This is a genomic window from Nocardiopsis sp. iso_25 (assembly GCF_056173305.1).
On sequence record NZ_CM149667.1, the window covers coordinates 1,972,508 to 1,986,831 of the forward strand.

Sequence of the window (14,324 nt, forward strand, 5' to 3'; positions counted from 1 at the left end):
CGCGCGAGGGGGCCGCCGCACCCGACGGTGCGACGGCCCCCTCGTCCGACTGCGGCCCCGGTCGGGGTCAACCGCCCATCTGGCCGCGCATGCCCCGGGGCATCTTGGCGTTCTTGGGCATGGGCCCCTTGGGCATCTGCATCTTGGCGGGCAGCGCCTTGAGCCGGTAGTTCAGCTCGGCGGTCCCGGCCTTGTCCAGGTTGCGCGGGAGCCTGACCAGCGTGCGCTGGAGCTTGGAGACCGGCACCTGGTCCTCGCCGTTGCCCACCTTGAAGTCGTAGATGGGCGTGTCGTAGGCGACGCGGGCCACGCGCTTCTTCTCACCGGCGATCAGCGGCTTGAGGCGGCCGGGGTCGCCCTCGCCGACCAGGATCACGCCGGGGCGCCCCACCACGCGGTGCACGACGTCCATCTGCTTGTTGGCCGCCACACCCGGCTCGACCACCCAGTTGCCGCGCATGTTGTCCAGGATCGCCATGCCCGCGCCCAGGCGTCCGTCCAGCATCTTGTACTGCACGCGCTGCGCGGAGCGGGTGAAGATGATGAACCCCACCAGGAAGGCGACCGGCAGGCCGGTCAGCGGCCACAGGATCCACGACCCGGTCCAGATGCCGATGCCGACGAACACCGCGAGGATGACCAACGCCGCCGTGACCGCGAGCGGGATGCTGCGCGGACTCTGCTGGTGGACGACCTTGGCGACCATGCCGATCTGCTTGAGACGGCCCGGCTGCTTCTCGGCACCGTCCTTGCCTTGGGCCGTGTTCTGTGAACCCCTGGGCTTTTTCGCCATCGTGCTCTCAGGCAGCTCGCGCCGACGCCGGATCGGCGGGGAAGGAGATCCCTCGGCTGCCTTGCCTCCTCTTCGCGGTCGTCGTGGGTGCGGCGCCTCGCGGCGCCACCGACGGGCGCCTGTCCACATCAGGATATGTGCGGGTGCCCGTAACTGAGGAACGGTGGCCAGCGGGCCACCGTTCCAGCTTGGTCACGACTCGGGTGGAAAGTCCGTTACGCGTTGTTCGCCAGGGCGGCGTTCTCGGCGTCCCGCTTCTCCCGGGCCTGCTTGTACAGGCGGCCCGCGCGGTAGGAGGAGCGCACCAGCGGCCCGGACATGACACCGGCGAAGCCGATCTCCTCGGCCTCCCGGCCCAGCTCCACGAACTCCTCCGGCTTGACCCACCGGTCGATCGGGTGGTGCAGCTTGGAGGGGCGCAGGTACTGGGTGATGGTCAGCAGGTCGCACCCGGCCTCGTGCAGGTCGCGCATGGCCTCGCTGATCTCCTCACGGGTCTCGCCCATGCCCAGGATCAGGTTCGACTTGGTGACCAGGTTGTCCGCGCGCGCCTCGGTGATCACCTTGAGGGAGCGCTCGTAGCGGAAACCCGGACGGATGCGCTTGAAGATCCGCGGCACCGTCTCGACGTTGTGCGCCAGCACCTCCGGACGCGAGCCGAACACCTCGGCCAACTGGTCGGGGTCGGCGTTGAAGTCGGGGATCAGCAGCTCCACGCCCGTGCCCGGGTTGAGCTCGTGGATCTTGCGGACCGTCTCGGCGTACAGCCAGGCGCCGCCGTCCTCCAGGTCGTCACGGGCCACACCGGTGATGGTGGCGTAGCGCAGGCCCATGGTCTTGACCGAGTTGGCGACCTTGGTCGGCTCCATGCGGTCCAGGGCGGTGGGCTTGCCGGTGGCGATGTTGCAGAAGTCGCAGCGCCGCGTGCACTGGTCGCCGCCGATGAGGAAGGTCGCCTCGCGGTCCTCCCAGCACTCGTAGATGTTGGGGCACCCGGCCTCCTGGCAGACCGTGTGCAGGCCCTCGCTCTTGACCAGGGAGTGGAGCTCGGTGTACTCGGGCCCCATGTGCGCCTTGATCTTGATCCACGGCGGCTTCTTCTCGATGGGGGTCTCGCTGTTGCGCGCCTCCACGCGCAGCAGCCTGCGGCCCTCAGGAGCGATGGTCAACGTGAACCCGTTCCCTTCTGTGCCCCGTGCCGGGGACCCTTCCCCTCGTGGGGGCTCGGCGTCCCCGCGGGGACTGGATCATGGTGTGGTGTGTCATCCACGCGCGGTGGCGCCGGAGAGCAGGTCCGCGCCGTCGGTGTGGCGGTACTCCCGCGCGCCGAGCAGGTCCGCCAGGTGGCGTTCCATCCGGGGCCGCGCGTCGGCCACGGACACGTCGCGCCCCAGTTCGGCGGAGAGCGAGGTGACCCCGGCGTCGGTGATTCCGCACGGGACGATCCGGTCGTACCACGACATGTCATTGTTGCAGTTCAACGCGAGCCCGTGCATCCCGACCCCGCGGGCGATCCGGCAGCCGATGGCGGCCACCTTGCGCTCGATGAGGCCGCGCTCGGGGTCGGCGGCCAGCCACACCCCGGTGCGCCCCTCCACCCGGGTGCCGGTCAGGCCGTATTCCGCGACGGTGCGGATGATGGCCTCCTCCAGCATCCGGACGTAGGCGATCACGTCGACGGGGTCCGGCAGCCGGACGATGGGGTACACCGTCAGCTGGCCGGGGCCGTGCCAGGTGATCTTGCCGCCCCGGTCGATGTCCACCACGGGCGCCCCGGGGTCGGTGATGGGACGATCCCACCTCCCGGTGCGCTTTCCGGCGGTGTACACGGGCTCGTGTTCCAGCAACAGGACGGTGTCGGGCACCTCATCGGCGACGCGACTCTCGTGGAGCCGCTTCTGGAGATCCCAGCCCTGGTGGTAAGGGACGGGAGCGTCGCCCAGCCATGCGTAAACGAGATCACTCACACATCCAACCTTACGCCCCGGTGGACTGTGCGGGTCTGGCCAGGATGTCGGATAGCGCACTGTCCACGGTGGGCAGCGCGAAGGAATAACCGGCCTTCGTGAGGCGTTCGGGCTCGGCCCTCATGTCGATCAGCGCGGTTTCCTCGGCGAAGTCCCCCAGCAGCGCGCGCATCGCCACCGCGGGGACCGGCAGGACGGCGGGGCGCCGCAGAGCGCGGCCCAGAGCCCTGGTGAACTCGGCGTTGGTCACCGGCTCGGGCGCGCACATGTTCACCGGCCCGGTGATCTCGGGGTGCTCCAGCAGGAACCGCACGGCCCCGATCTGGTCGCGCATGGCGATCCAGCTCATGTACTGGCGCCCCGACCCCAGGCGGCCGCCCAGCCCCGCCCGGTACAGCGGCAGCAGTGTGCCCAGCATCCCGCCCGAGCGGTCGAGCACCACCGAGGTGCGCATGTGCGCCACCGACAGGCCCGCCTCCTCGGCCGGGGCGGTGGCCTCCTCCCAGTCCCGGCAGACCCCGGCCAGGAAGCCGGTGCCCGGCGGGGAGGCCTCGGTGGCCGCGCGCCCGCCGGTGTCGCCGTAGAAGTGCATCCCCGACGCGCTCAGCAGGCGCGGGGGAGGCGAGGACATCCCCGCCAGGGCCTGGCACAGGGTGCGGGTGCCGCGCACGCGGCTGCGCCGGATGAGGGTGCGCCGGTGCCGCGTCCACAGGGCCGGGCCGACCGGCGCCCCGGCCAGGTGCACCACGGCGTCGGCCTCGTGCAGGGCCACCGTGTCCACCCGTCCCTGTTCGGGGCGCCACTCCGCCTCCTCCACGTCCGGGTGGTGCCGCCCCCGCGGCAGGTGGCGCACCATGCGCACCACCGTGTGCCCGTCGCCGAGCAGGGACGCCTCCAGCGCCCTGCCGATGAGACCCGTCGCACCCGTGATAGCCACTCGCATGGTCCTGGGTCTACCCGAAGGAGGGCGGTCCTCGCGCGTGAAGACACACCAAACGGACGACGGAGGACACCCGCCCGGTTTTTCTTCGGCTTTTTCCTCGAAAGAGCTGCGCGAGGGGCCCTCGGTCTTCTAGTTTGAACGTGGGACAGGAACTCCGCGTCAACGCGGAGCTACTGTGGGCGACGCGCTGTCGGGCTGACTGCCGCGTCCCCGACCACAGACCTTTGATGATGGGGATCATCAGGGGATGGTGATTGGTGGGGTAGAAAGACGGGGCGGTGCCGAGAGGCGCCGCCCCGTCCACTTTCCCGCCGCGGGCTCCGCGCCGCCCCCGAGGAGGCGCGGGCCGCGGGTGCCTGAGGGGTCCGCGGGCCCCTCAGCCGGTCAGCCCTCAACCGGGGTAGGGGCGCCGCTCCCGGGCCTCGCGCAGGGCCAGCGCCCACCACGCCAGCTGGCGCAGCATCCGCTCCACGGCGGCCTCCGCGGAGGACATGTCCACCACCGGGGTCCCGTCCGGGCCGAACATCGTCTGCGCGTTGTGCAGGCTGACCGTGTCGCGGATCGTGGCGGTGTGCAGCTCCGAGAAGACCGACCGCAGCTGCTCGATCGCCCGCAGGCCGCCGGACATCCCGCCGTAGGAGACGAAGCCCACCGCCTTGCCGAACCACTCCCGGCGCGCGGCGTCGATGGCGCTCTTCAGCTCGCCCGGGTAGCCGTGGTTGTACTCCGGGGTCAGCACGACGTACCCGTCGGCCGCCTCCACCGTGCGCGCCGACTCCGGGGCCATCGGGCCGCCGTGGCCGTCCTGCGGGCTGATGTCCTCCACGTCGAGGAAGTCGAACGCCACGGTGGCGTCCGGGTACTTCCGGGCCCGGTCCACGAACCAGCGGGAGACGGCGGGTCCGGTGCGGCCCCGGCGGTTTCCGCCGAGGATGACCGCGATCCGAAGGTTGTCCATGTGGGTCCTTGCTTCTTTGGTGCCGTCTCGGCCCACACGTGAGCGGGCACGTCGGGCGGGCACGCGCGGACCGGCTCAGGGAGCCGCGCGGCGCACCGTCGGTTCTTAGGGGACGGGTCAACGCTAGGACCTCAACAGGTCTTGAGGTCAAATCGGACAACACATTCCCCGATAAAGGACGCGCCGGGCCGGGTGCCGACGTGCGGCACCCGGCCCGGCGGGTGGTGAGGGGGCCTTCGCGGCCCGGGCCTACAGGCCCAGGTCGTCCTCGAAGGCGCCCTCCTCCAGACGCGCCTTCACGCTCTGGAGGAAGCGTCCGGCGTCGGCGCTGTCGATCAGGCGGTGGTCGTGGGCCAGCGACAGGTACACCATCGAGCGGACCGCGATCACCTCGTCGCCCATGGCGGTGTCCTCGACCACGACGGGGCGCTTGACGACCGCGCCGGTGCCCAGGATGGCCACCTGCGGCTGGTTGATGATCGGCGTGCCGAACAGCGCGCCGGTGCAGCCGGTCTCGGTGATGGTGAACGTGCCGCCGCCCAGCTCGTCCGGGCCGAGCTGGCCGGTGTGGGCGCGCTCGGTCAGGTCCTTGAGCCTGCGCGCCAGCTCACCCAGGCCCAGCTTGCCCGCGTCCTTGACCACGGGGGCCAGCAGACCGCGCTCGGTGTCCACCGAGACGCCGAGGTTCTCCACGTCGTGGTAGGTCACCTCCTGCTTGTCGCTGTCGACCACGGCGTTGAGCTTGGGGTGGGAGCGCAGGGCCTCCACCGCGGCCAGCGCGAAGAACGGGAAGAAGTCCAGCCGCACGTCCTCGCGCTCGGCGAAGCGCTCGGCGGAGTGCTCGCGCAGGCGGGCGATCTTGGTGACGTCCACCTCGATGACCTGCGTGGTCGTGGCCGAGACGTGCAGCGACTCCACCATCCGGTCCGCGATGGACAGGCGCAGGCGGGTGAGCTTCTCGGTACGGCCGCGCAGGGAGGTGTCGGTGGCGCCCTTGCGCGGGGCCGAGGACGGTGCGGGGGCGGCGGCGCGCGCGGCGTCGGCCTTCTGCTCCTCGGCGGCCTTGAGCACGTCCTGCTTGCGGACGCGGCCGCCCACGCCGGTGCCCTTGACGCGGCTGAGGTTCACGCCGTGCTCGGAGGCGAGCTTGCGCACCAGCGGGGTCACGTACGCCTCGGTACCGGCGTCGGTGCCCGAGGCGCGGCCGGTGCCGCTGAGGGTGCCGATGTCCACGGACGGGCTCTCGCCGTCCTTGTCCCGGTCCGCGGCGGGCTCGGCCTCGGGCTCCGGGGCGGGGGCGGCGGGCTCGGCGGGCTCCGGCTTCGGCTCGGCCTTGGGCTCGGCCTCGGCCGGGGCGGCGCCCTCGGAGACGGCCGGGGGCTCGTCCCCGGTGCCGCCGATGACGGCGATCTCCGCGCCGATCTCCACGGTCTCGTCCTCGTCGACGAGGATCTTGGTGAGTACGCCCGCGACGGGTGAGGGAATCTCGGTGTCCACCTTGTCGGTGGAGACCTCCAGGAGCGGTTCGTCCACCTCGACGGTGTCGCCCACGCTCTTGAGCCACTGGGTGACGGTGCCCTCGGTGACGCTCTCGCCCAGGGCGGGCATGGTCACCGACGTGGTCGGGCCCTGCTCGGAGGACGAGGCCTGCGCGTCGGACCCGGCCTGGGGCTCGGGGGCGGGCTCCGGCTCGGGCTCCCCGGCGGCCTCCTCCTCGGGCTTCTCGGTCTCCTCGGGCTCCTGCGCGGACTCCTCGGCGGCGGGCTCGGCGCCGCCCTCGTCGTCGGCGCTCTCGCCCTCACCGCCGATGACGGCGATCTCCGCGCCGATCTCCACGGTCTCGTCCTCGTCGACGAGGATCTTGGTGAGTACGCCCGCGACGGGTGAGGGAATCTCGGTGTCCACCTTGTCGGTGGAGACCTCCAGGAGCGGTTCGTCCACCTCGACGGTGTCGCCCACGTTCTTCAGCCACTGGGTGACGGTGCCCTCGGTGACGCTCTCACCCAGGGCGGGCATGGAAACGGAAGTCGGCATGGGTTTCCTCGTTGGATCTGGGCGCGGTCTCTGCCCAACCCCTTGATGGGCAGCGCGGATGTGTGCGGGGGCGGGCCCTTGCGGCCCGCCCCCGGTGGTGCGGTCAGTCGTGGACGTGCAGCGGCTTGCCCGCCAGCGCGAGGTGCGCCTCGCCCAGCGCCTCGGACTGGCTCGGGTGCGGGTGGATCAGCTGGGCCACCTCGGAGGGCAGGGCCTCCCAGTTGTAGATCAGCTGCCCCTCGGCGATCAGCTCGCCGACGCGGCTGCCGACCATGTGGACGCCCAGTACGGGGCCGTCCTTCTCGGCGATGACCTTCACCGCGCCCTGCGTCTGCAGGATCTGGCTCTTGCCGTTGCCCGCGAGGCTGTAGTTCATCTCCACGACGTCGTGTCCGCGCTCCTTGGCGACCTTGGTGGTCAGGCCCACGGACGCGACCTCGGGCTCGCAGTAGGTGACGCGGGGGACGCCGTCGTAGTCGATCGCGGGCGGGTTCTGCCCGGCGATGTGCTCGGCGACGAAGATGCCCTCGGCGAAGCCGACGTGGGCGAGCTGGAGGGTGGGGATGAGGTCGCCCACGGCGTAGACGTCGCCCACGCCGGTGTGCAGGTTCTCGTCCACCTGGACGAAGCCGCGGTCCAGGGTGATGCCCTGCTCCTCGTAGCCCAGGCCCTCCGAGACCGGCCCGCGGCCGATGGCCACCAGCAGGACCTCGGCCTCCAGGGTCTTGCCGCCCTTGAGGGTGACGGTCACGCCGGAGTCGGTGGTCTTGACCGACTCGAACGGGGTGCCCAGCTCGTACTTGATCTTGCGCTTGCGGAAGGCGCGCTCCAGCAGCTTGGAGCTGGACTCCTCCTCCACCGGTACCAGGTGCGGCAGGGCCTCGACGATGGTGACGTCGGCGCCGTAGGAGCGCCACACGCTGGCGAACTCCACGCCGATCACGCCGCCGCCCAGGACGATGACCGACTCGGGCACGCGGTCCAGGTCGAGGGCCTGGTCGCTGGTCATGACCTTCTCGCCGTCGATGTCCAGCCCCAGGGTCTTGGGCTTGGAACCGGTGGCCAGCAGGATGTTGCGGCCCTTGTAGACGGCGCCGTCGACGGTGACCTCGTCCTTGCCGGTGAGCTTGCCCTCGCCCTCGACGACGGTGATCTTGCGCGACTTGACCAGGCCGGTCAGGCCCTTGAACAGGCCGCCGATCACCTTGTCCTTGTAGGTGTGCACGGCCTGGATGTCGATGCCCTCGAACGTGGCCTTGACCCCGAAGTTCTCGCTCTCCTTGGCGGAGTCGGCGACCTCGGCCGAGTGCAGCAGGGCCTTGGTGGGGATGCAGCCGCGGTGCAGGCAGGTGCCGCCGAGCTTGTCTTTCTCGATCAGGACGACGCTCATGTCCAGCTCCGCGGCGCGCAGTGCCGCCGCGTAGCCGCCGCTGCCGCCGCCAAGGACGACGAGGTCGAAGGTGCCGCCGCTCTCACTCACGGGAACGAACTCCTTGTTGTGGCTGGTGATGGGTGGTGGTCGCGGCCGTGCCCCGCGCGGGCGGAGGGAGGGTGTGCGCGGCCGCGGTGGCCGGGAGGGGCGGCGTTCCGGCTCGGGAGGCCGCCCCCTGGGCGGGTGCTATCCGGCGTACTCCTCGGCGATGCGGACCAGGGTGCGGGTGCCCGCGCCGGTGCCGCCCTTCGGGGTGTAGCCGTGCGGACCGCCCTGGTTGAAGGACGGTCCGGCGATGTCGAGGTGCGCCCACGTGACGCCCTCCTCGACGAACTCCTTGAGGAAGACGCCCGCGGAGAGCATGCCGCCCCAGCGCTCGCCCGCCACGTTGGCGATGTCGGCGACCGCGGAGTCCAGGCCCGCGCGCAGCTCCTCGGGCAGGGGCATCGGCCAGGAGGCCTCGCCCGCCTCGGCGGCCGCGGCGACGATCCGGTCGCGAGCCTCGTCGTCGTTGGACATGACCGCGAACACCCGGGTGCCGAGCGCGACCAGCTGGGCGCCGGTCAGGGTGGCGATGTCCACGATCAGGTCGGGCTCGTCCTCCTGCGCCCGCACGATGGCGTCGGCCATGACCAGGCGGCCCTCGGCGTCGGTGTTGAGCACCTCGACGGTCTTGCCGCCGTAGATGGTCAGCACGTCGGAGGGGCGCTGGGCGGTGCCGCTGGGCATGTTCTCGGCCACGGCGAGGTAGCCGACCACGTTGACCCGCAGGTTCAGGGCGGCGATGGCACGCATGGCGGCCAGCACGGAGGCGGCGCCCGCCATGTCGGACTTCATCCAGTCCATCGAGCCCGCGGGCTTGAGGGACAGGCCGCCGGAGTCGAACGTGATGCCCTTGCCGACGAAGGCGACGGTCCTGGTGGCCTCGGGGTGGCTGTGAGCCAGGCGGACCAGGCGGGGCGGGTTGGCCGAGCCCTGGCCGACGCCGGTCAGGCCGCCGTAGCCGCCCTCGGACAGGGCGGCCTCGTCCAGGACCTCGACGCGCAGGCCGGACTGCTGGGCGATCTCCTGGGCGGTGGCGGCCAGGTCCTCGGGCACCAGGTCGGCCGGTGCGGTGTTGACCAGGTCGCGGGTGAGGTTGACGGCCTCGGCCAGGACGGCGGCGCGCTCGGCGGCCTCCCCGGCGTCCCCGGCGGAGCTGGCCAGGACCAGCTCGGCGGCGGGCTTGTCCTTGGCGGCGGTGCGGTACCGGTCGAAGCCGTAGGCGCCGAGGCGGGCTCCGAGGGCGACGGCTCCGGCCTCGGCGGCGGTCCCGGCGGGCAGGGCCAGGACGACGCGGCCCGCGCCCTCGGGGCGCGAGGTCAGCGAGCGCAGCGCGGCGCCGGCGGCGCGGGACAGGACGTCGGGGTCGACGGGGCCCTCGGCGGGCGCCGGGCCGAGACCGACCGCGACGACGACCGGGGCCTTGACGGCTCCGAGGGAGGCAAGGGTGTGCACCTCCTCGGGGGCGCCGCTCGCTCCCAGGAGCGACAGGGTCTGGGCGAGGCCGCCGGAGAAGGCGGCATCGACGTCATGAGCGCCCGACGCGGGCTCCGGAGCGTCGCCTCCGGAGTGGTAACCGACGACAACCGCGTCGGCGTCGAGCGAACTGGGGGACTCCGTATTTACTGACAACGACGTGCTCACGTCCCCGATGCTAGTCGCCCCGCGCGCCCGGCGGGGACGCGGCGCCCCGGGTCCGCGGGGGCCCTGACGCGGCGCTGCGGGGGACCGTGCGAGTCGGGGGTGTGCGGGGTCGGCTCCGGCCCGCGCGCGCGGCGAGGGTGCCTCTGGCCGCCGGTGAAGGGTGTCGTGGGCCGTCTCCGGGGCGGACTCCGCGTTCCCGTCTGCGAGAACCGTGAAACCTGTGTGAAAAAATGTGATGATCACGACATCGGGCACCCCCGAGCCGGTTACCGATTGGTAGGAAACCGCCTGGTGGGACGCCCCGAGGCCCGCCGACCGGGGCCGTGAATCCCCGTTCCGGTCCTCACAGCCGGGCCGCGGCCGCCGCGGCCACCACCAGCGCCGTCGTCACCGCCGTCTCCGACAGCGCGCCCAGCACGTCGCCCGTGACGCCGCCCAGCCGCCGCACCGTCCGGCGCAGCACGAGGCCCGCCGCCAGCAGCCCCGCCGCGGCGGCGAGCGCGCAGGCCAGCGCGAACTCCGGCGCGTGCGCCCAGCCCGCCAGGCACACCAGCGCCACGGGGACGGCGGCCAGCAGCGCACCCCGAAGGCGCACGGTCCCCGCCACGAACGCCCCCAGCCCCTCGGGCCGCGCCGGGGGCACGCTCGGAGTGCACGCCAGAGTCACCGCCAGCCGCCCGGCGGCCCCGGCCACCGCCGCGCCCGTCAGAGCCGCCACGGCCGAGGCCTGCGCCAGCTGGCCCAGGGCCAGGGCCTGCGCGGCGAGCACGACCACCAGGGTGATGACGCCGAACGGGCCGATGTCGGACCGGCGCATCACCTCCAGGGCGCCCTCGGCCGGGCGCGCGCTGCCCAGTCCGTCGGCCAGGTCGGCCAGCCCGTCCAGGTGCAGTCCCCGCGTCAGCAGCGCCCCCAGACCGACGGCCAGCACCGCGGCCAGGGCGGCGGACAGGCCGACCGCCGTCCCGAGCACGGCCGCGGCGCCGGTGAGGCCGCCCAGGAGCGCGCCCAGCACGGGCGCCCACACCATCGCCCACCCGGCCACCCGGCGGTCCAGCCGTCCGGCGCGCACCGGGAACACGGTGAACGTCCCCAGCGCCATCCGGACCCCCGCGACCGCGTCCGAGGCCCGGGAGGGGCCGGAGGAGCCGCCCGGGGCGGGTCCGTCCGGCGCGGGGTCCTCCGCGGGGGGACCGGCGGCAGCGCTCACGGCAGCTCCAGGACGCGGCCCGCGGTCACCAGCACCACGTCCTCGGACTCGGCGCCCACCCACTGGTTCAACCGGCCCAGGTGGTCGCGGAACAGCCCCCCGGAGCGGGTCGCGGGCACCACGCCCGAGCCCACCTCGTTGGTGACCGCCACGACGTAGGCCTGGGTGGAACGCCAGGCCTCCAGCAGCCCGTGGACCGCCGCCTCCACCTCGTCCTCCGCGTCGGGCGGGGGGCTGTCCCCCCACAGCCCGGCCCCGTCCATCACCCGGGTCAGCCAGGTGCCCAGGCAGTCCACCAGGACCGCGCCCCGTGCACCCTTGAGCAGCGCGGCCAGGTCGGTGGTCTGCTCGGTGCGCCACCACCAGGGGCGGCGCCGCACGTGCCGGGCCACCCGGTCGGCCCAGTCGGGGTCCGCGACCGGGTCGGGCTCCGGGCCGGTCGCCGCGTACAGCACCTTCGGCTCCGCCATCAGGCGCAGCTCCGCCTCGGTGGACTTGCCCGAGCGCGCGCCCCCGGTCACCAGGGTCCGGTGCGGCCCGCGCGGCCGCGACTCCGGCCACACCGCCGGAGGGCACGACAGGACCTGCCCGTCGTTCGGTACCAGGGCGCCCCACAGCCGGGCCCGGCGGGCGAACTCCTCCGGTGAGCGGACGCGGTGGTCGCCGCCGACCGCGACGACGGCCGTGGTCACCCCGATCACCCCCGAGCGGCGCAGCTCGCCGATGACCTCCGGGCGCTGCGCGGCGTCCACGACGACCATGTCCACCTGCTGGTCGGGGCGGACGGAGGAGTAGCCGGAGGAGCCCTCGGCGCGCGCCTCCGCCGGGGGCACGCCGGGCAGGGGCCCCGGGCCCGTGCGCGCGTACATCAGCCTGCCCCCGTCCGGGCCCTCGACCAGGACGCCGTCGGGGGTCGGGCTCACCGAGTACCCCGGCGGCACCGGGCCGACCACCCCCGCCTCGCGGACGCGGAAGCGGTCGTCCACCGTCACGCGCAGCGGCAGGCGGCGCTCGGCGAGGGCCTTTTTGCAGGAGGCGCAGGTGCACTGGGGGGCGGGCCACCCCGAGTGCCCGGCAGTCCCGAGAAATCGGATACGCACCGAAAAAGTAAACAGCATCCTCCGCCAAGGCTTGGTTAAGCTCGGGCCAGGATCACGGTGACCGGCGCTGTGACCTCCGTGACGAAGGGGCGGTCGAACATGGCGTGGACCTGGCGGTACTTCGAGGCCGACGGAGCCGACACGCTGGGGCAGGAGCTGCCCTCGGAGTCGTTCACCTCGCGCGGCGACGCGGAGAGCTGGCTGGGGGAGAACTGGCAGGAGCTCGCCGAGGGCGGCGTGGGACGCGTCGCCCTGCTCGACGGCGACACGGAGGTCTACGCGATGTCCCTGGAACCCGTCGAGTAGCGCTCGCCCGTCCGGGGGCCGCGAAGGCCTCCGGCGGCGGGGTTCAGCCGGTGCCGGGGACGGATCGGCGGCCCTGCCACGGCCAGCGGTTCTCCAGCTCCACCTCCAGGGAGAAGCTGAGGAAGGTCCGGATGAGGACGATCCCGGCGAGCACCCCCACGGTGGCGAAGGTGGGCGACACCGCGACCGTGCGGATGATGTCCCCGGCGACGAGGAACTCCAGGCCCAGCAGGATCGCCCGGCCCAGGCCCTGCCGTTAGGGCCGGTAGGCCGCATCCGGCCCGTGCCCGCCGACCCACCGGTACAGGAACAGCGCGGTCGCGCCCAAGGCCCCGACGACGATGACGCCGACCCCGGCGATGTCGACCGCGGTGCCCACCGCCTCGATGACGTGCGCGATGTCCATGGAGCCCCCTCCGTGCCGCGTGCGTGCGCGCCAGCAGCTACCCGGGTCAGGCGGGGGCGACACCAGGGGGCGGGCCGGTCCAGGAACGCGGACGGGCCCGGCCGTCCTGGGGACGGCCGGGCCCGCGGCGTCGGACACCGTCCGGGCGCGGCTGGGGTCTGTTCTTCGAACCCGCCTCCGCCACCGCTGTGCCTGCTTCAACCCGATTCCCGTTCTCCGGGCGCCCGAACACGAGAAGGACCGCGCCGTAGGCGTCCGTTGAGGGTGGTGGCGGGCGACGGGTGGGACGAAGCGGAGCGGAGGTCCAGAAAACGCAGCTAGCCGCGGATGTTCTCGGGGCTCTTCGTCAGCGCCGGGTCGCGCTGGACGCTGTCGCCCAGGACCTCGTCGATCCTCGCCATCAGCTCGGCGTCCAGCCTGACCCCCGCGGCCTTGACGTTGCCCTCCACCTGCTCGGGGCGGGAGGCGCCGATGATCGCGGCCGACACGTTCGGGTTCTGGAGCACCCAGGCCACGGCCAGCTGCGCCAGCGTCAGGCCCGCATCGGCGGCCAGCGGCTCCAGCCGCTGCACGCGCTCCAGCATGACCCGGTCCTTCATCTGGTCGCTCAGGAAGCGGCCGCCGCCGGGGTCGGCGGCGCGCGAACCGGCGGGCAGCTCCTGGCCGGGCTTGTACTTGCCGCTCAGGACGCCGCCCTCGAGCGGCGACCACACGATCTGGCCGACGCCCTCGCGCTCGGAGAGCGGGACGACCTCGGACTCGATGACCCGCCACAGCATGTTGTACTTCGGCTGGCTGGAGATGATGCGGTCGAAGCCCATCTCGTCGGCGATCTTGAGCGCCTGCTCGATCTCCTCGGCGCGCCACTCGGAGACGCCGACGTAGAGGACCTTGCCCTGGCGGACCAGGTCCTCGAAGGCCCGCACGGTCTCCTCCAGCGGGGTGGAGTAGTCGAACCGGTGGGCCTGGTACAGGTCCAGGTAGTCGGTCCCCAGGCGGCGCAGGGAGTTCTCCACGCTGCGGACGATGTGCTTGCGGGACAGGCCCCGGTCGTTCTTGCCCTCACCCGTGGGCCAGTAGACCTTGGAGAAGATCTCCAGCCCGTCCCGGCGCTCGCCCTTCAGTGCGCGGCCGAGCACCTCCTCCGCCCTGCCCCCGGCGTAGCCGTCGGCGGTGTCGAACGTGGTGATGCCCGCGTCCAGCGCCGCGCGGACACAGGCCTTGGCCGTGTCCTCCTCGACCTGGGAGCCGTGCGTGATCCAGTTCCCGTACGCGATCTCGCTGACCATGAGGCCGCTGTTGCCCAGATGCCGAAATTCCATGTCGAGCACTCTAGTAGGGGATTGTGCCCGTTCGCGAGGTTCTACGCCGTGCGGCTGGAAGCGCTCCCAGTCCGAGGGGAGCGCCCGAGGGGAGCGGGGGCTCGACGGGGAGTGAGGGGCCGGTGCTGGGACCGGCCCGGGCTCACGTCGTCGGGGAGGCGGTGGCG

At 72.7% G+C, this 14,324-nt stretch carries 14 protein-coding genes; 1 reads left to right on the forward strand and 13 read right to left on the reverse strand.

From position 1 onward, the window contains the following. Positions 1 to 67: 67 nt before the first annotated feature. The 10 genes from AC0VX6_RS08585 to AC0VX6_RS08630 all read right to left on the reverse strand — a co-directional run bounded on the left by AC0VX6_RS08585 (position 68) and on the right by AC0VX6_RS08630 (position 12,015). Positions 68 to 793 carry a DUF4191 domain-containing protein gene (locus AC0VX6_RS08585; RefSeq protein WP_274976955.1) on the reverse strand — a complete coding sequence of 242 codons (726 nt, stop codon included), beginning with the start codon at positions 791 to 793 and terminating at the stop codon, positions 68 to 70. Between the two features lie 215 nt (positions 794 to 1,008). After that, positions 1,009 to 1,962 (reverse strand): lipoyl synthase, encoded by a 954-nt coding sequence (lipA, locus tag AC0VX6_RS08590; RefSeq protein WP_047867607.1) that lies wholly within the window; start codon positions 1,960 to 1,962, stop codon positions 1,009 to 1,011. 93 nt (positions 1,963 to 2,055) lie between these two features. After that, positions 2,056 to 2,760 carry a lipoyl(octanoyl) transferase LipB gene (gene lipB, locus AC0VX6_RS08595; RefSeq protein WP_274976956.1) on the reverse strand — a complete coding sequence of 235 codons (705 nt, stop codon included), beginning with the start codon at positions 2,758 to 2,760 and terminating at the stop codon, positions 2,056 to 2,058. 10 nt (positions 2,761 to 2,770) lie between these two features. After that, entirely contained in the window at positions 2,771 to 3,697 is a 927-nt protein-coding gene (locus AC0VX6_RS08600) for a TIGR01777 family oxidoreductase (RefSeq protein ID WP_274978098.1), read from the reverse strand. A gap of 397 nt (positions 3,698 to 4,094) precedes the next feature. Beyond that, complete coding sequence (locus AC0VX6_RS08605; RefSeq protein ID WP_274976957.1) at positions 4,095 to 4,661, reverse strand: NADPH-dependent FMN reductase; 567 nt, start codon at positions 4,659 to 4,661, stop codon at positions 4,095 to 4,097. Positions 4,662 to 4,910: 249 nt separating this feature from the next. After that, positions 4,911 to 6,695 carry a 2-oxoglutarate dehydrogenase, E2 component, dihydrolipoamide succinyltransferase gene (sucB, locus tag AC0VX6_RS08610; RefSeq protein WP_302475389.1) on the reverse strand — a complete coding sequence of 595 codons (1,785 nt, stop codon included), beginning with the start codon at positions 6,693 to 6,695 and terminating at the stop codon, positions 4,911 to 4,913. 103 nt (positions 6,696 to 6,798) lie between these two features. Beyond that, positions 6,799 to 8,175, reverse strand: a complete 1,377-nt coding sequence (gene lpdA / locus AC0VX6_RS08615; RefSeq protein ID WP_274976958.1) for a dihydrolipoyl dehydrogenase — start codon at positions 8,173 to 8,175, stop codon at positions 6,799 to 6,801. Positions 8,176 to 8,313: 138 nt separating this feature from the next. Then, a complete protein-coding gene (locus AC0VX6_RS08620; protein WP_475468034.1) occupies positions 8,314 to 9,813 on the reverse strand; it encodes a leucyl aminopeptidase in 1,500 nt (499 codons plus the stop codon). Between the two features lie 343 nt (positions 9,814 to 10,156). Continuing rightward, positions 10,157 to 10,915: an adenosylcobinamide-GDP ribazoletransferase gene (locus tag AC0VX6_RS08625; RefSeq protein WP_274978100.1), complete on the reverse strand. Its 759-nt coding sequence runs from the start codon at positions 10,913 to 10,915 to the stop codon at positions 10,157 to 10,159. 104 nt (positions 10,916 to 11,019) lie between these two features. Then, on the reverse strand, positions 11,020 to 12,015 hold the full coding sequence (locus tag AC0VX6_RS08630; RefSeq protein ID WP_274978101.1) for a bifunctional adenosylcobinamide kinase/adenosylcobinamide-phosphate guanylyltransferase: 996 nt from the start codon (positions 12,013 to 12,015) through the stop codon (positions 11,020 to 11,022). A gap of 207 nt (positions 12,016 to 12,222) precedes the next feature. Between AC0VX6_RS08630 and AC0VX6_RS08635 the strand changes: the two genes are divergently transcribed. Further along, entirely contained in the window at positions 12,223 to 12,429 is a 207-nt protein-coding gene (locus tag AC0VX6_RS08635; RefSeq protein WP_274976960.1) for a hypothetical protein, read from the forward strand. A gap of 43 nt (positions 12,430 to 12,472) precedes the next feature. Here AC0VX6_RS08635 and AC0VX6_RS08640 read toward each other — a convergent pair whose 3' ends face one another. The 3 genes from AC0VX6_RS08640 to AC0VX6_RS08650 all read right to left on the reverse strand — a co-directional run bounded on the left by AC0VX6_RS08640 (position 12,473) and on the right by AC0VX6_RS08650 (position 14,157). Then, positions 12,473 to 12,676 carry a DUF1622 domain-containing protein gene (locus tag AC0VX6_RS08640; RefSeq protein ID WP_368045833.1) on the reverse strand — a complete coding sequence of 68 codons (204 nt, stop codon included), beginning with the start codon at positions 12,674 to 12,676 and terminating at the stop codon, positions 12,473 to 12,475. Between the two features lie 9 nt (positions 12,677 to 12,685). After that, complete coding sequence (locus AC0VX6_RS08645) at positions 12,686 to 12,835, reverse strand: hypothetical protein (RefSeq protein ID WP_274976961.1); 150 nt, start codon at positions 12,833 to 12,835, stop codon at positions 12,686 to 12,688. Positions 12,836 to 13,152: 317 nt separating this feature from the next. After that, positions 13,153 to 14,157: an aldo/keto reductase family protein gene (locus AC0VX6_RS08650; RefSeq protein WP_274976962.1), complete on the reverse strand. Its 1,005-nt coding sequence runs from the start codon at positions 14,155 to 14,157 to the stop codon at positions 13,153 to 13,155. Between the last annotated feature and the right edge of the window lie 167 nt (positions 14,158 to 14,324).